Below are 18665 nucleotides of genomic sequence, written 5' to 3'. Positions count from 1 at the left end.
CTCATCGCGTGCCCGCTCGCCACATCGCCCTCGCCTGCCTGGTCGCGGCCCTCTGGGGCGTCAACTTCCTCGCGATCCACGCCTCGCTGCAGCAGTTCCCCCCGATCTTCCTGGTCGCGCTCCGGTTCACGCTGCTCGCGGTGCCGACGCTGCTGCTCGTGCCGCGCCCCGACGTCCCGACCCGGTGGCTGCTCGGTTACGGCGTCGGCTTCGGGATCGTGCAGTTCCTGGGGCTGTACCTGGGCATGGAAGCCGGCTTCCCGACCGGGCTCGCCTCGCTCGTGCTGCAGGCCTCGGCCCCCTTCACGGTCGTGCTCGGCGCGGTCCTCCTCCGCGAACGCCTGACGGTCCGGCGCGTCGCCGGCATCGCCGTCGCAGTGGCCGGACTCGGTCTGGTCGGGCTCTCCCGCGGTGGCGCCGACGGCTGGTGGCCGTTCTGGCTCGTCGTCCTCGGCGCGCTCGGCTGGGCGTTCGGCAACGTGTCGACCCGGCTCGCGGCGCCCGAGCGCCCGCTCCACCTGATCTGCTGGATGGCCGTCGTGCCGCCGCTGCCCATGCTCGCGCTGTCGCTCGTCGTCGAGGGCCCGGGCGAGATCGGCGACGCGTGGTCGACCGCGGCCACGACGACAGCGATCCCGGCCTGGATCGGACTGGCCTACACCGTCGTGCTGGGCACGGTGGTCGGCTCCGGCATCTGGGTCTGGCTCATGAAGCGCCATCCGGCCGGGGTCGTCGCCCCGTTCTCGATGCTGGTGCCCGTCGTCGGGATCCTGACCGCTGCGGTCGTCCTGGGCGAGCAGCCGGCCGGGCTCGAGATCGTCGGCGCGGTCCTCGTGGTCGGCGGCGTCGTCTGGTCAGGCCGGCTCCCGCGGGTGCCCGACCTCGAAGGCACGCGCCGTCAGCGCAGACGTGCCGCGATCTCGGCGGCCCAGTAGGTCAGCACGATGTCGGCCCCCGCGCGCCGGATCGAGAGGACGGTCTCGTCGATCGCGCGGTCGCGGTCGATCCAGCCCTGGGCGGCGGCGGCCTCGACCATCGCGTACTCGCCCGACACGTTGTAGGCCGCCACCGGCACGTCGGTGCGCTCCCGGACCTTGGCCACGAGGTCGAGGTATCCGAGCGCCGGCTTGACCATGACGACGTCGGCCCCCTCGACGAGATCGAGCTCGAGCTCGCGCAGCGCCTCGCGGGCGTTGGCGGGATCCTGCTGGTACGTCCGTCGATCGCCCTGGAGCGAGGAGTCGACCGCCTCGCGGAAGGGTCCGTAGAACGCCGAGGCGTACTTCGCGGTGTACGCGATGATCGCGACGTCGAGGTGCCCGGCGGCGTCGAGCGCCTCGCGCACCACGCCGACCTGGCCGTCCATCATGCCGCTCGGGCCGACCCAGTGGGCGCCGGCCTCGGCCTGGGCGACCCCCATCGCGGCGTACACCTCGAGCGTCGCGTCGTTGTCGACCCGGCCCGCCGCGTCGAGCACGCCGCAGTGACCGTGGTCGGTGAACTCGTCGAGGCACAGGTCGCTCATGACGAGCAGGTCGTCGCCGACCTCGGCGCGGGCGTCGGCGATCGCCACGTTGAGGATCCCGCCAGGGTCGAGAGCCCCGGAGCCGGTCGCGTCCTTCGTGGTCGGGACGCCGAACAGCATGACGCCCCCCAGGCCCAGCTCCGCGGCCGCCCGGTAGGCCTTCTTGGCCGACTCCCGGGTGTGCTGCACGACGCCCGGCATGCTCGCGATGGGCCTCGGCTCGTCGAGCCCCTCGGCCACGAACATCGGCAGCACGAGCTGGGAGGCCACCGTGTGCGTCTCACGCACGATCCGTCTCGTGGCCGCCGAGGATCGCAGCCGGCGCGGGCGGTGCGGCAGGTTCGTCATGGGATCGAGCGTAGTCCCGTCCCGGAGGGGGACCGAGGTTGAGGGATTGTGGTGGCGGGCTTCGCACAGTCTGAGGGGATGAGGGTGCTCGGGCACCCTCATCCCCTCAGACTCGGTCGACCCCCGGGAATGAACTGAGGGCTCGTGGTTGCCCCAGCAACCACGAGCCCTCAGTTTGCGTCACACACCGGCGCCGTGAGCCGACCTGGTCTCGATACGGCACTCGTTCCTCGCGCCTCCTCGACCCGCAGCCTCCGGGAGGCCGCTTCGCGGCGACGCTGGAGGCTACGCCTTACGGCGGGTGGACGGACGACGCTGGGACGGCTTGGTGACGGGCTCGCCCGCCTCCAGGAACGCGACCCGGCGGGCGGCGCCGAACGAGGCCAGCGCGTCGGCCAGCACCTCGACCGACGGGGACTCGGCCATGACGTCGACCCGCAGACCGTGCTCCTCGGCGGTCTTGGCCGTGGCCGGACCGATGCACGCGATGACCGTCGACGGATGCGGCTTGCCCGCGATCCCGACGAGGTTGCGCACCGTGGAGCTCGACGTGAACAGGACCGCGTCGAACTTGCCGGTCTTGATCGCGTCGCGCGTCGGAGCCGGCGGCGGGGCTGCCCGCACCGTGCGGTACGCCGTGACGTCGTCGACCTCCCAGCCCAGCTCGATCAGGCCCGCGACGAGGGTCTCGGTCGCGATGTCGGCCCGCGGGAGGAAGACCCGGTTGATGGGGTCGAGCGTCTCGTCGTACGGCGGCCAGTCCTCGACCAGGCCCCGGGCGCTCTGCTCGCCCGACGGGACGAGGTCGGGACGAATGCCCCAGGTGGCGATGGCCTCCGCAGTCTTCTCACCGACCGCGGCGATCTTCAGGCCCGAGAACGCGCGGGCGTCGAGCCCGTACTCCTCGAACTTCTCCCGGACCGCCTTGACGGCGTTGACGCTCGTGAACGCGACCCACTCGTACCGGCCCTCGACGAGCCCGCGCACCGCCTTGTCCATCTGCTGGGGGTTGCGCGGCGGCTCGACCGAGATCGTGGGGACCTCCTCGGAGACCGCACCGTAGCCGCGCAGCCGGGCAGCCAGACTGGCCGACTGCTCCTTGGTGCGCGGCACCAGGATGCGCCAGCCGTACAGCGGCTTGGTCTCGAACCACGACAGCGCATCGCGCATCTGGACGACCTCACCGACGACCGTGATGGCCGGCGCGGTCATGCCCGCGGCCTTGGCGTCGGCGGCGATGCCCTCGAGGGTCGAGACGATCGTGCTCTGCTCGGTCGTGGTGCCGACGCGGGTCATCGCGACGGGCGTCTGCGGCGACCGGCCGGCCGCCACGAGACCGTCGGCCGCCTCACCGATGCGGGCGACCGCCGAGAGCAGGACCACGGTGTCGTCGCCGCCGAGCTCCTCCCAGGCGACCTGGGTGTCGCCGACGCTGACGACCCGGAACTCACGGTGCTGCCGGTTGGTCAGCGGCACCCCGGCGTAGGCCGGCACGGCCTGCACCGACGAGATGCCCGGCACGATCTCGAACTCGATGCCCGCCTTGGCGCACGCTGCGGCCTCTTCGGGCCCGGTGGCGTACGTGAAGGGGTCACCGCTGATGAGTCGGACGACGTGGGCGCCGGTCTTGGCGTGCCGGACGACGAGGCGGGCCCGGGCCGCGTGCGTGAGCAGTGAGCCGTCCTCGCTGACGCCGCCGTCGACGACCTCGGCACCGGCCGGGGCCAGAGCGGTCTGCTCGGGGAGCTCGGTGATCACGACGTCGGCCTGCAGCAGGAGCTCGGCCGCGCGGACCGTGAGCAGGCTGGCGTCGCCGGGGCCGGCACCGACGAAGCTGACACGGCCGAGCTTCTTGGCCGGCTTGCTGGCGCGAGTCGGCGCGGACGCGGTGGCGTCCGGAGCCGCGGTGGTGGTGGTCACGTGGGTACTTCCTTCTGGTGCGGACGAGGTCCGCGGGTGGTCGGGTCGAAGCGGCGGATCAGGCGACGGGCGCCATGATCTGGTCGGCTCCCTCGGCCAACATCTCGGTGGCGAGACGCAGGCCGAGCGCGGCGGCGTCCGAGGGGACGCCGATCGCGGACAGGCGGATGGATGGACTTCCGGACGGATCGGCCACGACGGCACGCAGCCAGAGCTCGTCGCCGTCGTCGCCCCAGGCCACCTCGGCCAGGGCACCGACCGGGGCACTGCACCCGGCCTCCAACGTGGCGAGCAACGCGCGTTCGGCCGTGACGGTGGCGCGGGTGTCGGGGTCGTCGAGCACCCCGAGCAGGTCGATCAGGTCGGTGCGGTCCGAGCGGCACTCCACGGCGAGCGCCCCCTGCCCGGGCGCGGGCAGCACCTGGATCGGATCGAGCACCTCGGTGGCCTCCTCGGCTCGGCCCAGACGCAGAAGGCCGGCGTGGGCCAGGACGACCGCGTCGACCTCGCCCGAGCGCACCTTGCCCAGGCGGGTGCCGACGTTGCCCCGGATCGGGACGACCTCGAGGCCCAGGCCGAGCGCGTTGAGCTGCGCGGCACGGCGCGGCGACCCGGTGCCGACGCGGGAGCCGGGCGGGAGCTCTCCCAGGGTCAGACCGTCGCGGGCCACGAGGACGTCGCGGACGTCCTCGCGCGGCGGGATCGCCGCCAGGGCCAGGCGCGGGTCGTCGGCGGTGGGAAGGTCCTTGAGCGAGTGCACGGCCAGGTCGACCTCGTCGGCGACGAGCGCCTCGCGCAGGGCGGCCACGAAGACCCCCGTGCCACCGATCTGGTCGAGCGGGGCCGAGGACCGGTCGCCCTCGGTGCTGATCGTGACCAGCACGACCTCACGACCCGTGAGCTCGCGAAGCCGGTCGGCGACGTGCCCGGACTGGGTGCGGGCGAGCTCGCTGGCGCGGGTGCCGAGACGCAGGGGCTCGGTCATTCAGCTCCCTCCCCCACGGCGGACACGCGGTCGACCGCGGACGGGTCGAGCGCGAAGAGGTCGGCCAGGGCGTCGGCGTACGTCAGGCCTGCCGGACCGTCGACGAGCTGCTGCACGCGGACCGTGGGCTGGTGCAGGAGCTTGTCGGAGACCCGCCGCAGGGCGTGGCGGATCTCGGCGCGCTGGGCGTCGGTCAGGTCGCCGAGCCGCGCCTCCAGACGGTCGGTCTCGGACTGCACGATCTCGACGGCCATGCCGCGCAGGGCCACGACGGTCGGGGTGACCCGCGAGGCCGCCTTGGCGGCCAGGAACGTGCCGACCTCACCGTCGACGATCGCGCGCACCGCGGCGACGTCGGCGACGACCTCGGAGTCGGCGGCGCGTTCGGCCAGGACCTGCATGTCGATCAGGGTCGTGTTCGGCAGGGTCGTGACGTCGGCGGCGATGTCGCGCGGGAGCGCGAGGTCGACCAGCGTGATCGGCCGGCCGTCCTGGGTGGCCGCGGCGATGCGGTCACGGTCGAACACGACACCGGTCGCACCCGTGCAGCTGATGAGGATGTCGGCGGCCCGGAGCTCGAGGTCGAGCGACTCCCACCGCACGGCCCCGACCCCGAACGTGGCGACGAACTCCGCCGCCCGCTGGTAGGTGCGGTTGGTGAGCATGATGCGTTCGGGGGCGACACCTCGCTCGATCAGCGTGCGGACCGCGAGGCTCGCCATGGTGCCGGCACCGGCCACGAGGTAGCGGGTCTCGGCGTCGATCTGCCGCCCGTCCGCTGGGTCACCCGCCGCCATGGCCTCGTTGGCGGCGTCGAGGGCAGCCGTGACGACCGACGGCGCGAGCCGGTCGATGCCGGTCTCGGCGTGCCCGCGCTTGCCGATGCGCAACGCCTGCTGGAACAGCGCGTTGAGCGCCGGCCCGACGGTGGACTCGGCCTGGGCCGACTGCAGCGACAGCCGGACCTGGCCGAGGATCTGGCTCTCGCCCAGGATCATGGAGTCCAGGCCCGCGGCGACGGAGAACAGGTGGGCCACCGCGGCGTCGTCGTAGTGCACGTAGAGGTGGTGGACGAGCTCGTCACGGCCGAGGCCCGCGTGGTCGGCGAAGAGCCGCGACAGCTCCTCGATCGCGCCGTGGAAGCGCTCGGCCTCGACGTACACCTCGACGCGGTTGCACGTCGAGATCACGACGGACTCGGTGATGTGGGGCGACTCCAGGACCTTGTGCGACAGCTTGACGCCGTCGTCGGTGTCGAGCGACGCGCGCTCGAGGACCTCGATCGGGGCGGTGCGGTGGGACATGCCCAGCACGAGAACGCTCATGCGGTCACCGTCGATTCATCGGTGGGAGAGTCGCCGATGGCCAGGACATCGGTCAGGGGGTGCAGAATCGTCACAGTGCTCCTGCACCGCGCGACCTCGGGATTTCCCTGTCGGGACAGGCCTGCGGCGCCCGCACAGTCTACGATCGGTGATCCTCGTTCACCAAATCGTCACGTCGTGACGTCGGCCGCTCAGGGCGCGAGGGCCGTGCGGAGCCGGTGCGGGTCGACCCGCCAGAAGTCGTGCTGACGGCCGTCGACGAACGTCACCGGCACCTCGTCGGTCCACCGCCGCGCCAGGGCCGGATCGGCATCGACGTCGACCGTGGCCCAGGTGTCGCCGGTCTCGCCCGTGACCTGCTCGACGACCGCGACGGCTGCCTCACAGAGGTGACAGCCCTCCCGCACGAGGACCACGACGCGCGCGGAGCCGAGGGCCTCCGGCGACGAGCCCCCCGCGAGCGGACCCGAGGTCATCGAAGACCCAGGTCGGACCCCCGCGCGAGCGCGCGGAGGCGTCCCTTGGCGACCTTGCCCGTGGGCGAGTACGGGAGACCTTGCACGATCTCGACCGTGGTGGGCTGCTTGAACCGTGCCAGCCGGGTGCGGCAGGCGGCCTCGACGGCCGCCGTGACCTCGGCCTCGTCGGTGCCCGGGAGGGGCACGACGAACGCGACGACCCGCTCACCCGTGGACTCGTCCGGCAGGCCGACGACGGCCACCTGGTCGACCCCCGGGGCCTCGGCGATGACGTCCTCGACCTCACGGGGGTACACGTTGAAGCCCGAGACGATGACGAGCTCGCGCAACCGGTCGACGAGCGTCAGGTCGCCGTCGTCGTCGAGCAGGCCCACGTCGCCGGTCGGGTACCAGCCGTCGGCGTCGGGACCGTCGCTGCCGTCGGGCCAGTAGCCCGTCAGCAGGTTCGCGCCTCGCACCCAGATCTCCGCCGGGTCGCCCGGGGACGCGTCCTGACCGTCGACCGTCTCGACGATGCGCACCTCGATGCCCGGCAGGACCGCTCCCACCGAGTGCGGCTTCGGTGCACCGTCGGCGTCGCGCCGGGCTCCGATCGTGACGGCGACGACGGGCGAGGCCTCGGTCAGTCCGTACCCCTGCTCGATCGCGTGCCCCGAGGACTCCCGGAAGTCGCGGGCCAGGTCGGGATCCAGCGCGGAGGCGCCGGACACCACCACCCGCACCGACGCGAGCTTCTCGCGCAGGTCCTGGCGCCCCGACCAGGCCGCCACGACCGGTGGGGCGACGGGCAGGTACGTCACGCCCTCGCGGACGACCAGGTCGAGCAGGGCGTCGGGGTCGAAGCCGTCGACCAGGACGAGGGGGGCGCCCTGGTGCACCGCCTGACCCAGCACGCAGTTGAGGCCGTAGATGTGGAACATCGGCAGCAGCCCGAGGCACACGTCGTCGGCCGCGACGACCTCGAGCGTGGCGACCTGCTCGATGTTGGCGATCAGCGCCCGGTGCGACAGCATGACGCCGCGCGGCCGGCCGCTCGTGCCCGAGGTGTAGAGGATCACGGCCAGCGCCTCGGGATCGGCCGGAGCCGCCGGCGAAGACTCGACCGCGGCCTCCAGGAAGGCTGCGAAGGCGGTCTCACCCGGCCCGGGCTCGGGCCCGTCGACGACGACGGTGAGGTGGGCGACGCCGGCCGCGGCCGCACGGACCGCGTCGACGGCGGCAGCGTCGGCGAGCACCAGACGCGCCCCGGAGTCGACGAGCATGCGCTCGACCTCCACGGGCGTCGAGCGCGGGTTGACCGGGACGGCGACCATCCCGCCCCGCAGCACGGCGAAGTAGGCGATCACGAGGTCGATGCGGTTCGCCATGACGAGCGCGACCCGGTGCCCGGCTCGCAGCCCCTGGGCGCTGAGGCCTCGCGCGACGGCGTCGGCCGCCTGGTCGAGCTCGGCCCACGTGACGGCGCGTCGTTCCTCGCGAGCCTCGACCAGGGCCGTGCCCTCGGGGTCGCGGCGCGCGGCGGCGGCGAGGATCTCGCTGACGTTCACGGTCACGGTCACGCTCCCAACTCTTCCACACCGCGGGCGCAGGCCGCGGCCGAACACCCGGGCCTGGTCCCGGGTCGCACGGTAGCCTCACGACATGAGTCGTCCGCCGTCCGTCCCCCGGCCCGTCTCAGCGGCCGATCGGCGGCGCAATCTCAAGTCGCGGTCGGTGCTGGCCGGGCAGGCCGCCGCAGCCGCCGCCGAGGTCGAGATCGCCCTCGCGCCACGCGCCGATCCGAGTGCCGCCGCGTTCTTCGACGTCGACAACACGATCATGCAGGGCGCGTCGATCTTCCACCTCGCGCGCGGCCTGTACCGGCGCGACTTCTTCTCGGCCCGCGATCTCGCCGGCGCCGTCTGGCAGCAGGCCTACTTCCGGATCTCCGGCATCGAGGACCCCGAGCACATCGCCAAGGCCCGCAGCTCGGCCCTGGCGTTCATCGCCGGGCACCGGGTGGCCGAGCTCGAGGAGATCGGCGAGGAGATCTTCGACGAGCACATGGCGCACAAGATCTGGCCCGGGACCCGGGCGATCGCGCAGACGCACCTGGACCGCGGTCAGCGGGTGTGGCTCGTCACCGCGGCCCCGGTCGAGATCGCGCAGGTCATCGCCCGCCGCCTCGGACTGACTGGGGCCCTCGGCACGGTCGCGGAGCACGTCGACGGCGTCTACACCGGCGCCCTCGTCGGCGAGATGCTGCACGGCGAGGGCAAGGCCGTCGCCGTGCGCGCCATCGCCGAGCGCGAGCACCTCGACCTGGCCCGCTGCTCGGCCTACTCCGACTCGAGCAACGACCTGCCGATGCTGTCGCTCGTGGGCCATCCCTGCGCGGTCAACCCCGACGCGACCCTGCGCGCCCATGCCCGTGCCAACGACTGGGAGATCCGCGACTACCGCACCGGTCGGCGGGTCGCCCTGGCCGGCTTCCGCACGGCCGGCGTGGCCGGCGCGGGCGTGGCCGCCTGGCAGGTCGCCCGGCGACTGCGCCGCTGATTTCGCCAAATCCCTGGGCGAACGGACTCCCGGCCGATAGACTGCTCGCGATCTGGGAGGGTCATGCGGGAGAATCTGATCGGACTTCGAGCGGTGCTGGCGGTGGCCGGCACGCGGGCCGACGACGTCATTCTCCTGGCCGCCATGGCCCAGGCCACCTCCACCTCGGCCCCGGGGTCCGGCGGCGACGCCCCCGAGCCCGAGCTCGACGCCGAGGGCCTGCGTCTGCGGGCCCTGGTCGACCTCGCCGTCGGTGGTGACGCCGAGGCGTTCGGCCAGCTGTACGACCACTACGTCGGCGGCATCTACCGCTTCATCTACTACCGCGTCGGCTCGGCCCAGCTCGCCGAGGACCTCACGAGCGAGACGTTCGTGCGCGGACTGCGCGCCATCAGCCGCTTCAGCTGGCAGGGCAAGGACTTCGGGGCCTGGCTCACCACGATCGCCCGCAACCTCATCACCGATCACTTCAAGTCCAGCCGCGCCCGCCTCGAGATCGTGTCCGACTCCGTGCCGGAGACCCGGTCGAGCCCGCCGACCCCCGAGGACGAGGTGCTGAGCCTGGTCTCGAACACGATGCTCCTCGAGGCGGTCAACGCCCTCCCCGAGGAACAGCGCGACTGCATCCTCATGCGATTCATGCAGGGACTCTCGATCGCCCAGACCGCTGCGGCCCTCGGTCGCAGCGAAGGCGCGGTGAAGCAGCTCCAGCTGCGGGCGGTCCGCCGGCTCGCCAAGAACGTGACGGAGGATCTGCGATGACATTTCCCCGTTCGTTTCGCGTCATGATCCGTAACTCCCGCCGTCTCATGGTCGTTCGCTTCTCTGACCACTCCACGGCGACAAGGCAGGAATCATGACGAGCCGCAAGCGCGAGGCCGATGCATTCGAGGCCGCCCTCCGAGGTGCGCCGGCCGACCCTGCCGTCACCGAGATGGTGCGCCACGCCGAGGCGCTCTGCGCGCGGGCCGCGACCGTGGCCCCCGCCGACGACTTCCGCCAGGCGCTGCGCGAGCGCCTGATGGCCGAGGCCCCCGAGCTGCTGGTCGCCCAGGCCCGTCCCGCGGTCGCTCCGACCCGCACGCTCGGCGTGCGCCGCCGTGTGGCGCGACTCAGCGCCGCCGCGATCGTCGCGGTGGGTGGCATCGGCATCGTCGCCTCGAGCGCCCAGGCCGTGCCCGGCGACATGCTGTACGGCGTCAAGCGCAGCGTCGAGTCGGTCGAGCTCGCCCTGCACCGTTCCGACGCCTCCCGTGGCCAGTTCCAGCTCGAGCAGGCCCGCGAGCGCCTGGCCGAGGCCGAGCACCTCGCCGACGAGGGCGAGCTCGACCGCGCCGCAAGCGCCCTGGCCGACTTCCGCACCCAGGCCGGGGCCGGAACGGCCGATCTCTTCACGCACTACGAGGCCGACGGCGAGACCGCCACGGCCGAGTCCGTCAACGACTTCGCCGCCGACTCCGCCAGCACCCTGACCGAGCTCGCCCCGCAGTTCCCGGGCTCGTCCGCGGACCCGGTCGAGCTGGCCATGGACGCCGTGCGCGACATCGCCACGCAGGCCAGCAGCCTGTGCCTGGAGTGCAGCCCGGTCACGCTGCCCGAGCTGCAGGCCAGCGCCAGCCCGACACCGGAGTCCGACGCCAGCACCACACCTCAGGCGGGGCCGTCCCAGGCCATCACCACCGCCCCGTCGGGCTCGGCCACGCGGTCACCCTCGACCAAGCCGTCGCCCAGCCCCTCGCTCGCCGCTCCGGTCACCCCGGCGCCGTCGTCGACACCCTCGACGCCCGCCCAGATCCCGGTCGTCACACCGCTGGTCGAGACCCTGCTCGGCGACGACGGACTCGTCCCGTCGCTGCTCGGCGGGCTGCTGGGCCGCAAGTAGTCCGCACGACAGTCCCTCGTCGACCGCCGCGGGCCATGCGCCGGCGGTGATCAGAAGAAGGCGCTGCCCCGGTCGACCAGCAGGGCGTAGAGGGTCTGCTGGATCGTCTCGCGCACCTGGTCGGTGACGTTGAACAGCAGCATCGGGTCGTCGGCGGCCTCAGGCTCGTACGCATCGGTGCGGATCGGCTCACCGAACTCGATGATCCACTTGCTCGGCAGTGGCACGAGTCCGAGCGGACCGAGCAGCGGGAAGAACGGCGTGATCGGCAGGTACGGCACCCCGAGCAGCCGGGCGAGCGACGGGACGTTGCCGATCAGCGGATAGATCTCCTCCGCTCCCACGATCGAGACCGGGACGATCGGCACCTGCGCCCGCATGGCCGACGACACGAATCCGCCGCGTCCAAAGCGCTGCAGCTTGTACCGCTCCGCGTACGGCTTGCCGATGCCCTTGAAGCCCTCCGGCCAGACCCCGGCCAGCTCACCGCTCGTGAGCAGCCGCTCGGCGTCCTCGGTGCAGGCGAGCGTGGCGCCGATCTTGCGCGCCAGCTGGCTGACGAACGGCAGCTGGAAGACCAGGTCGGCCCCCAGCGGACGCAGGTTGCGCTGGGCGTACTTCTTGACCGCGTACCCGACCATGACCCCGTCGAGAGGCACCGTGCCGGAGTGGTTCGAGACGAGCAGGGCACCACCGTCGGTGGGGATGTTCTCGATGCCGCGCACCTCGAGGCGGAACCACTTCTCCGCGAGCGGCTCGACGGCCCCGACGAGGATCTCGGTGATCTGCGGGTCGAAGCCGAACTCGTCGACCGCGTACTCACCCCCCATCCGGCGGCGCAGCGCGGCCAGCAGGGTGGCGAGCCGCGTGTCCCAGTCCGAACCCAGCACCCGCTGAGCGGCCTGGATGACGGCAGCGACGATCTCGTCGATCGGGATGCCCGCGGCAGCAGGCGCCGCGCCAGCCGTGCGCGTGCGGCGCTGGGCCTCCTCAGCGGCCTCCGCCGCGGCCCGGGCGGCGTCGTCCTCGGTGACCGCCCGCAGACGACGACCGGTGGCGGTGCTGCGCGCCGACGAGCTGGGCGTCGTCGTGCGGTCACCCGCCGCGCCGGTGCGCGCCTCACCCTTGGTCGACGAGGTCGTGGCGGAGGAGGTCGGCGAGGACCGCTTCGACGCCGCGGACTTCTTCTTCGGGGCCGCCTTCGTCGAGGCCGGCTCGGCGGCGGGCTTGGGGCTCGCGGCGGACTTCGGGGACGCCTCGTCAGCGGCCGGTCGCGGCGTGGCCTTGGCCTTGGTCGGCGGCTTGCGGGGCGCCGTGCCTCCGGCGAGCGAGCGGGCGGCCGAGGACGGCGAGGTCCGGCCCGAGCCGGGCTTGGCCGACCGGGCACCGATGTTCTTGCGCGGATCCTCACTCATCGCCGGTTCCCCCCTCGTTCACTCATGCCCGAGCTCCCAGTCCCGACAGGACCCCGGGACGCACTGCGGCGCGGAACTGCTCCACGATCTGCTCGGTCGTGTAGGTCGGCTCGAAGCCGAAGATCTCCTTGAGCGCGGACGTGTCGACCGCGCGGCCGTACATCAGCAGCCGGTGCAGGTCGGGCGAGATGTCGGAGCCGACGGCACGCAGGACGCGGCGGGCTCCGCTGGCGAAGCCGAACGGCGGCACCGGGACGACCGGGCGTCCGAGCCGGCGCGCGACCTGCGACAGCAGCACGACGCCGTCGCCGGCCACGTTGAAGGTGCCCGGCCGGTCCTTGCGCACCGACTCGATCATGATGGCGAGGAGGTCCTGGACGTGCACGAACTGCAGGCGCGGGTCATAGCCCAGCGCCGCCGGCAGGGCCGCACTGCGGAAGTACTGGCCCAGCGGCGAGAAGTGGTCGGCGTCGAGCAGGTGAGCCGCGCGCAACGTCGTGATCAACACCTCGGGCCGGCGCCGCGCGAAGCCACGCGCGTAGGACTCGACCTCGACGATGTCCTTGGGAAAGCCCGACCGGACTCCCCCGCGGGCGCCCGTGGACTCGCGGAACAGCGCCGGGTCGCGAGGCGAGGAGCCGTACACCGCGGTGGACGAGCCCAGGACGAGCTTGCGCACGACGGCCGAGCGCTGGCACGCGGCCAGCAGCTGCATCGTGCCGATGACGTTGAGCTCCTTGCCGCCGCCGCGACCGCGCACCTGCGGGCTCAGGTCGAGATGCACCACGGTGTCGACGTCCTCGACGGCGATCACCTTGCCGATGACCGGCGTGCGGATGTCGGCGCGGACGAACTTGACGCCGCTCAGGTCACCGGCAGGCAGGACCGTGTCGACGCCGACGACCTTCTCGACCGAGGGCTCGTCGGCAAGGCTCCGCGCCACGAGCGTGGCGAAGGAGTCGGAGACGCCCGTGACGAGAACGACCTTGCCCATGGCGCCTGGGGACTACTTGCCCAGACGACGACGCTGCACGCGCGTGCGCTTCAGCATCTTGCGGTGCTTCTTCTTCGACATCCGCTTGCGACGCTTCTTGATGACAGAACCCACGGAGGAACCCCAGTACTGGTATTGACGGAGATGACGGCTCAGCCTACCCGCCCGACCCTCATCGGCACACACCGCCAAGAGCGGCACGGCGACGAGGGCGGACCGAGGCCTGCGCCGGGGGGGCCGCGCCACGGGTGCCGGACGCGGCGGACCGGCGACCCGGGTCAGCCGGCCTGGTAGAAGGACTTGTCGATGAAGTCGTCGACGGCCTTCTGCGTGACGCGGAAGGACCGCCCGACCCGCACCGCCTCGAGCTCACCGCCGTGCACCAGGCGGTAGACGGTCATCTTGGAGACACGCATCTGCGCCGCGACTTCGGCAATGGTCAGAAACTCGCCAGCGGACGCCATCTGCGTTCCCTTTCACGTGAGGGCACGCGCGCTCTCCGGCTTCCCCACCGGAGAGGCAGCGCGCGTGCTTGTCGGTGACACTAGTGGGTCCGGCTCCCGGGCGTACAGGGGTTGTCCGAATTCGCCTCAGCAGACCCTCAGGAACCCTGCGCCCCAGATCTCCCGCGAGGACGCGGCAGCGGCCGAGCGTCTCAGTACAGCGGATCGATGCCCACGAGCGGGAAGACCGCCTGCCGCGCCGCGTTGATCGACCGGTCGAGCCAGCTCGCCGGATCGAAGCCCTGCTCCCAGGCCCGGTAGGACGGGGTGCGGCCGTCGCTCATGCGCGTGGGTGCCACGACGCCCTGGCGGTGCTGCACGAACGCCTGCCAGTCGGCCGGGGTCGGGGTCGCGGGATCGATCGGGTGGTCCGCGACGATGCCGAGCAGATGGGTCCACGACCGGGGCACGACCTCGGTCACGGCGTAGCCTCCGCCCCCCGTGACGACCCACTTGCCGTCGCACAGCTCGTCGGCGAGCTCGCGCAGCACGACGTAGGACTGGCGCTGCCCGTCGACGCTGAGCATCAGATTGGTCAGCGGGTCGTCCATGTGCGAGTCGCAGCCGTGCTGCGTGACCAGGACCTGGGGCTTGAACTCCCGCAGCACCTGCGGCACCACCGCGTGGAACGCGCGGAACCACCCCGCGTCCGACGTGCCCGGGGGCAACGGGAGGTTGACCGCCGTGCCGGGCGCCTGCGCGCCGCCGGTCTCGGTCGCGAAGCCCGTGCCGGGGAACAGCGTCTGCGGGCCCTCGTGGATCGAGATCGTCAGGACCCGGGGATCGTCCCAGAACATCGTCTGCACCCCGTCACCGTGGTGCGCGTCGACGTCGACGTAGGCGACCCGGTCGGCACCGTGGTCGAGCAGCCACCGGATCGCCAGGGCGATGTCGTTGTAGATGCAGAAGCCGCTGGCCCGGTCGGGCATCGCATGGTGCAGGCCCCCGGCCACGTTGGCGGCCCGGGGCGCCTCACCGGTCCACACCCGGCGGGCCGCCTCGACGCTCGCCCCCGCGATCAACGCGCTCGCCTCGTGCATCCCGGCGAAGACCGGATTGTCGTCGCCCCCGAGGCCGATCGCCAGGTCGCGGTGGATCGGATGGGCGCTGAGCTTCTGCACCCGCTCGATGTAGCCCGCCGAGTGGATCGCGCTGAGCTCGTCGTCGGTGGCCGGCACCGCGCCGACGAGATCGAGGTGGTCGAGCACCCCGAGGCCGCCCGCGAGCTCCAGCGTCAGCTCGACCCGGACCGGCGCCATGGGGTGGGTCGGACCGAAGTTGTACGACGTGACGGCCTCGTCGAACACGACGACCGGACGTTGGCTGTGACCCACCTCTCGAGCGTAGTCCCCGAAGGTCCGTCGCGAGGCGCTGACCCGGTGTCAGCCGGAGAGCTCGGCCGACCGGCGGGCTGCGGCGACGACGCCGGCTCGCAGGCCGTCGGCCACGCCGGCGTCGTCGAACGCGGCGATCGCCGCGGCGGTCGTGCCCCCGGGCGAGGTGACTCGCCGACGCAGCTCGGCCGGTTCGTCTCCGGAGCGCTCGAGCAGGGTCGCCGCTCCGACGAGCGTGCGTGTGGCCAGGACCCGCGCGGTGGCCTCGTCGAGCCCCGCCTCGACCCCGCCGGCGATCATCTGCTCGACCAGGTAGAAGACGTAGGCCGGGCCGGAGCCCGACACCGCCGTCACGGCGTCCTGGAGCGACTCCTCGACCACGACGACCTCGCCCCCCGCGCCGAGCAGGGTGGCCACGGCCTCGACCTGCTCGCGCGTGCACGTCGACCCGGCGGAGATGCCGAACATGCCCTGACCGACCAGGGCCGGCGTGTTCGGCATGGCCCGCACGACGGCGACGCCCGCCGGCAGGGCGGCCTCGAACGTCGCCGTGGTCACCCCCGCGGCGATCGAGACGACCGTGGCCGCCGGCGACACGACGTCGGCGACGTCCGCCAGCACCGCGGGGACGTCCTGCGGCTTGACCGCCACGACGACGACCTCGGCGTCCTGCACCGCGCCGCGGGCGTCGGTGACGACGACGCCGTGCGCCTCCCGGAGCGACTCCGCCCGCTCGGGACTCTTCTCCGCCACCCGCACGTCGCCGGAGGCCTGACCGGCCCGCAGGATCGCGGCGAGGATCGTCTCGCCCATGACACCGGCACCCAGGAACGCGATCGTCGTCATGGCGTCCACCTTAGGCCGCGCTGATCCGGCCCCCGTAGGGTCACGGTGTGCGCCTCGACCCGTTCCTCGCGATGCTCGTGGCGTCAGCGGCCATCGGCGCACTCCTGCCGGCGACGGGTGACGGTCTCGAGATCGTCAAGACCGTGTCGATGGTGGCCATCGGCGGTTTGTTCTTCCTGCACGGGGCCCGTCTCTCGACCCCAGAGACCCTGCAGAACCTGCGTCACTGGCGACTCCAGCTTGCGATCCTGGCGACGACGTTCGTGGTCTTTCCGCTCGTGGGTCTCGGCGTCAGGCAGCTGCCCGAGGCGGTCCTGCCCGGCGAGCTCGGCGCCGGCGTGCTGCTGCTGTGCCTGGTTCCGTCGGCCATCCAGGGCTGCATCGTGTACACGCGCATCGCTCACGGCAACAGTGCCGCGGCCGTGGTCAGCGCGTCGGTGTCGAACCTGCTCGGCGTGTTCCTCGTCCCCCTGTACGTCGCCCTGCTGATGGGCGGTGACACCCAGGTCGACGGAGCGTCGGTGATCCGCATCGTCCTGCAGCTCTTCGCGCCGTTCGTCGCGGGCCAGCTCCTGCGCCCGCTCATCGGAGGCTGGGTCGAGCGCCACGACCGCTGGCTCCGGCCCTTCGACCGCAGCACGATCCTGCTCGTCGTCTACGTGGCCTTCAGCGAGGGCACCGAGGCGGGGATCTGGACGGCGGTGCCCACGAGCTCGTTCGCCGTCGTCGCCGTCATCTGCGCGGCACTCCTGGCACTCGCATTCGGGTGGACCGCGCTGCTCGGCCGATGGCTCCGCTTCCCGCGCCCCGACCGCACGGCTCTGCTGTTCTGCGGCTCGACCAAGAGCCTGGCGAGCGGTCTGCCGATGGTCGCGGTGCTGTTCTCCGGGCCCGCGGCCGCCCTCGTCGTCCTGCCGCTGATGATCTACCACCAGTTCCAGCTCATCACGAGCGCCGTGCTCGCCCAGCGGTTGTCACGCCACGGTCCGGGCGACGCCGGCGCCGTCAGCGGTGGTTCGTGACGGCCAGGCCGACGCCGAGCCCGATCATCGAGACGCCGCCCACCGTGCCGACGGCCTGACCACGCCGCGGAGAACGGGCGAACCATTCCCGCAGCTGGCTGGCGATCAGCGCCCACAGCCCGTCCGACAGCAGACCGATCACGAACCCGACCAGGCCCAGGAGCAGCATCTGCACCGGGAGGTGGCCGGCTCCGCGGTCGAGGAACTGCGGGAGCACGGCCCCGAAGATCATGAACGCCTTCGGGTTCGTGACCCCCACGACGAAGCCCTGGCGCACGGCGCGGCCGACCGGCATCGGACGGTCGTCGCCCACCGTGACCGACGTGAAGTCCGCCCGGTGGCGCAGGGCCTGCACCCCGAGCCACACCAGGTAGGCCGCCCCGACGAGCTTGATGACCGTGAAGACCAGGATCGACTCCGCCACCACGACGCCGAGCCCCAGGGCCACCGCCGTGATCAGGACGAGCAGGCCCAGCGAGTTGCCGACCACGGTGGCGAGCGCGACGGCCCGCCCGTAGACCAGGGCACGACCGATCACGAAGACGACGCTCGGGCCCGGGATCGCGATCAGCACGAACGCCGCGAGGCCGAATGCCACGAGCTGCCCGGTCGTGATCATCAGACCTCCAGGTGCCGGCGCGTGAAGTCGAGCGCCTCGATCAGGGCGTCCTCGCGCGTGCGGGTGTCCAGGGCCTTGCGCGTGTTGATCTCGACGACGACCTCACCGGTGTAGCCCGTGCGCGTGACCTCGGCGAGGAACTCGGCGCACGGCTGGCTGCCGCGTCCGGGGATCATGTGCTCGTCCTTGGCACTGCCCAGGCTGTCGGCGATGTGGATGTGCGCCAGACGGTCGCCGAGGTCACGCACCATCTGCACCGGATCCTGCCGCGCCGTGCCGCTGTGCGAGAGGTCGACCGTGACGTGGGCGTAGTCCTGCCCGACCGGGTCCCAGTCGGGCGCATAGGCCTGGAACTCGCGCCGGCCCGTGCGCCAGGGGTACATGTTCTCGACGGCGTAGACCAGGCCGTGCTCCGTCTCGAGGTCGGCGATGCCCTGCACGAAGTCGGTGGCGTACTCGCGCTGCCAGCGAAACGGCGGGTGCACCACGATCGTGTCGCAGCCCACCGCGTGGGCCATGTCGGCGGCGCGGTGCAGCTTGCCCCACGGCTCGGTGCCCCAGACGCGTTGCGTCAGCAGCAGCGTGGGCGCGTGCACCGAGACGACCCGGACCCCGTGGAACTCCGCCAGGCGCGAGACGGCCTCGATGTCGGCGCTGACCTCGTCGGTGCCGACCATGACCTCGACGCCGTCGTAGCCGATCCGCGCGGCGGCCTCGAAGGCGCTCGCCGTGGAGCCCGGGTAGACCGACGACGTCGAGAGCGAGACGCGGACAGGGGTGGACACGACGGCCAGCCTAGGCCCGACCCCCACCGCAGGGAACGCGTCGCCCGGCCGCCGCCGTCACCACGGGCCGAGCCGCAGGCGAGGCGGGCGCCCGGGCGAAGCCCGGCACCGGTGAGGAACGAGCCGGTGGAGCGGCGACGAAGGA

Annotated in this window: 19 protein-coding genes; 5 read left to right on the top strand and 14 right to left on the bottom strand. The window is 72.4% G+C overall.

From position 1 onward, the window contains the following. Positions 1-8 precede the first annotated feature (8 nt). A complete protein-coding gene (locus KAG51_RS10120) occupies positions 9-935 on the top strand; it encodes an EamA family transporter (protein WP_290583249.1) in 927 nt (308 codons plus the stop codon). Here KAG51_RS10120 and hemB read toward each other — a convergent pair. The 6 genes from hemB to KAG51_RS10090 all read right to left on the bottom strand — a co-directional run bounded on the left by hemB (position 899) and on the right by KAG51_RS10090 (position 8141). Beyond that, positions 899-1873 carry a porphobilinogen synthase gene (gene hemB, locus KAG51_RS10115; protein WP_290583247.1) on the bottom strand — a complete coding sequence of 325 codons (975 nt, stop codon included), beginning with the start codon at positions 1871-1873 and terminating at the stop codon, positions 899-901. The genes KAG51_RS10120 and hemB overlap by 37 nt on opposite strands. 285 nt (positions 1874-2158) lie before the next feature. Then, positions 2159-3793, bottom strand: coding sequence for a bifunctional uroporphyrinogen-III C-methyltransferase/uroporphyrinogen-III synthase (locus KAG51_RS10110; protein ID WP_290583245.1), 1635 nt, complete (start codon positions 3791-3793; stop codon positions 2159-2161). A 58-nt stretch (positions 3794-3851) separates the two neighbouring features. Then, on the bottom strand, positions 3852-4778 hold the full coding sequence (gene hemC, locus KAG51_RS10105; protein ID WP_290583243.1) for a hydroxymethylbilane synthase: 927 nt from the start codon (positions 4776-4778) through the stop codon (positions 3852-3854). After that, complete coding sequence (locus KAG51_RS10100) at positions 4775-6103, bottom strand: glutamyl-tRNA reductase (protein ID WP_290583241.1); 1329 nt, start codon at positions 6101-6103, stop codon at positions 4775-4777. The genes hemC and KAG51_RS10100 overlap by 4 nt, the downstream gene beginning before the upstream one ends. A 191-nt stretch (positions 6104-6294) precedes the next feature. Beyond that, positions 6295-6579: a glutaredoxin family protein gene (locus KAG51_RS10095; RefSeq protein WP_290583239.1), complete on the bottom strand. Its 285-nt coding sequence runs from the start codon at positions 6577-6579 to the stop codon at positions 6295-6297. Continuing rightward, a complete protein-coding gene (locus KAG51_RS10090; RefSeq protein ID WP_290583237.1) occupies positions 6576-8141 on the bottom strand; it encodes an AMP-binding protein in 1566 nt (521 codons plus the stop codon). Before KAG51_RS10090 ends, KAG51_RS10095 begins: the two co-directional genes overlap by 4 nt. An 82-nt stretch (positions 8142-8223) precedes the next feature. On the opposite strand from KAG51_RS10090, the gene KAG51_RS10085 reads away from it, so the two are divergent. From KAG51_RS10085 to KAG51_RS10075, 3 genes are all read left to right on the top strand, one after another. Continuing rightward, the gene (locus KAG51_RS10085) at positions 8224-9120 is read left to right on the top strand and encodes an HAD-IB family hydrolase (protein WP_290583235.1); all 897 of its coding nucleotides are present in this window, start codon (positions 8224-8226) and stop codon (positions 9118-9120) included. Between the two features lie 63 nt (positions 9121-9183). Continuing rightward, on the top strand, positions 9184-9882 hold the full coding sequence (locus KAG51_RS10080) for a sigma-70 family RNA polymerase sigma factor (RefSeq protein ID WP_290583233.1): 699 nt from the start codon (positions 9184-9186) through the stop codon (positions 9880-9882). A 94-nt stretch (positions 9883-9976) separates the two neighbouring features. Then, positions 9977-11002, top strand: coding sequence for a DUF5667 domain-containing protein (locus KAG51_RS10075; protein WP_290583231.1), 1026 nt, complete (start codon positions 9977-9979; stop codon positions 11000-11002). Positions 11003-11052: 50 nt separating this feature from the next. On the opposite strand, the gene KAG51_RS10070 is transcribed toward KAG51_RS10075, so the two are convergent. The 6 genes from KAG51_RS10070 to proC all read right to left on the bottom strand — a co-directional run bounded on the left by KAG51_RS10070 (position 11053) and on the right by proC (position 16094). After that, complete coding sequence (locus KAG51_RS10070) at positions 11053-12417, bottom strand: 1-acyl-sn-glycerol-3-phosphate acyltransferase (protein WP_290583229.1); 1365 nt, start codon at positions 12415-12417, stop codon at positions 11053-11055. Positions 12418-12439: 22 nt separating this feature from the next. Further along, positions 12440-13411 carry an NAD-dependent epimerase/dehydratase family protein gene (locus KAG51_RS10065; RefSeq protein ID WP_290583227.1) on the bottom strand — a complete coding sequence of 324 codons (972 nt, stop codon included), beginning with the start codon at positions 13409-13411 and terminating at the stop codon, positions 12440-12442. 12 nt (positions 13412-13423) lie between these two features. Continuing rightward, on the bottom strand, positions 13424-13525 hold the full coding sequence (locus KAG51_RS10060) for an AURKAIP1/COX24 domain-containing protein (protein WP_019143756.1): 102 nt from the start codon (positions 13523-13525) through the stop codon (positions 13424-13426). A gap of 164 nt (positions 13526-13689) precedes the next feature. Continuing rightward, entirely contained in the window at positions 13690-13875 is a 186-nt protein-coding gene (locus KAG51_RS10055; RefSeq protein ID WP_290583225.1) for a helix-turn-helix domain-containing protein, read from the bottom strand. A 191-nt stretch (positions 13876-14066) separates the two neighbouring features. Further along, the gene (locus tag KAG51_RS10050; protein ID WP_290583223.1) at positions 14067-15248 is read right to left on the bottom strand and encodes an acetoin utilization protein AcuC; all 1182 of its coding nucleotides are present in this window, start codon (positions 15246-15248) and stop codon (positions 14067-14069) included. A 48-nt stretch (positions 15249-15296) separates the two neighbouring features. Then, positions 15297-16094: a pyrroline-5-carboxylate reductase gene (gene proC / locus KAG51_RS10045; RefSeq protein ID WP_290583221.1), complete on the bottom strand. Its 798-nt coding sequence runs from the start codon at positions 16092-16094 to the stop codon at positions 15297-15299. A gap of 47 nt (positions 16095-16141) precedes the next feature. Here proC and KAG51_RS10040 point away from each other — a divergent pair, with 47 nt between their 5' ends. Beyond that, positions 16142-17116, top strand: a complete 975-nt coding sequence (locus tag KAG51_RS10040) for a bile acid:sodium symporter family protein (RefSeq protein WP_290583219.1) — start codon at positions 16142-16144, stop codon at positions 17114-17116. Here the strand turns inward: KAG51_RS10040 and KAG51_RS10035 are convergent. Continuing rightward, positions 17100-17735 (bottom strand): LysE family translocator, encoded by a 636-nt coding sequence (locus KAG51_RS10035; protein ID WP_290583217.1) that lies wholly within the window; start codon positions 17733-17735, stop codon positions 17100-17102. The genes KAG51_RS10040 and KAG51_RS10035 overlap by 17 nt on opposite strands. Then, complete coding sequence (locus KAG51_RS10030) at positions 17735-18520, bottom strand: sugar phosphate isomerase/epimerase (protein ID WP_290583215.1); 786 nt, start codon at positions 18518-18520, stop codon at positions 17735-17737. The genes KAG51_RS10035 and KAG51_RS10030 overlap by 1 nt, the downstream gene beginning before the upstream one ends. Positions 18521-18665: the final 145 nt, after the last annotated feature.

Source organism: Aeromicrobium sp., from assembly GCF_023146395.1.
GTDB lineage: Bacteria > Actinomycetota > Actinomycetes > Propionibacteriales > Nocardioidaceae > Aeromicrobium.
This window is presented reverse-complemented; position numbering and strand designations above follow the sequence as displayed.

Coding starts and splice junctions, on each gene's coding strand:
- hemB (WP_290583247.1), bottom strand. CDS start 1,873: ATGACGAACCTGCCGCACCGCCCGCGCCGGCTGCGATCCTCGGCGGCC.
- hemC (WP_290583243.1), bottom strand. CDS start 4,778: ATGACCGAGCCCCTGCGTCTCGGCACCCGCGCCAGCGAGCTCGCCCGC.
- KAG51_RS10100 (WP_290583241.1), bottom strand. CDS start 6,103: ATGAGCGTTCTCGTGCTGGGCATGTCCCACCGCACCGCCCCGATCGAG.
- KAG51_RS10095 (WP_290583239.1), bottom strand. CDS start 6,579: ATGACCTCGGGTCCGCTCGCGGGGGGCTCGTCGCCGGAGGCCCTCGGC.
- KAG51_RS10085 (WP_290583235.1), top strand. CDS start 8,224: ATGAGTCGTCCGCCGTCCGTCCCCCGGCCCGTCTCAGCGGCCGATCGG.
- KAG51_RS10080 (WP_290583233.1), top strand. CDS start 9,184: ATGCGGGAGAATCTGATCGGACTTCGAGCGGTGCTGGCGGTGGCCGGC.
- KAG51_RS10075 (WP_290583231.1), top strand. CDS start 9,977: ATGACGAGCCGCAAGCGCGAGGCCGATGCATTCGAGGCCGCCCTCCGA.
- KAG51_RS10070 (WP_290583229.1), bottom strand. CDS start 12,417: ATGAGTGAGGATCCGCGCAAGAACATCGGTGCCCGGTCGGCCAAGCCC.
- KAG51_RS10065 (WP_290583227.1), bottom strand. CDS start 13,411: ATGGGCAAGGTCGTTCTCGTCACGGGCGTCTCCGACTCCTTCGCCACG.
- KAG51_RS10055 (WP_290583225.1), bottom strand. CDS start 13,875: ATGGCGTCCGCTGGCGAGTTTCTGACCATTGCCGAAGTCGCGGCGCAG.
- proC (WP_290583221.1), bottom strand. CDS start 16,094: ATGACGACGATCGCGTTCCTGGGTGCCGGTGTCATGGGCGAGACGATC.
- KAG51_RS10035 (WP_290583217.1), bottom strand. CDS start 17,735: ATGATCACGACCGGGCAGCTCGTGGCATTCGGCCTCGCGGCGTTCGTG.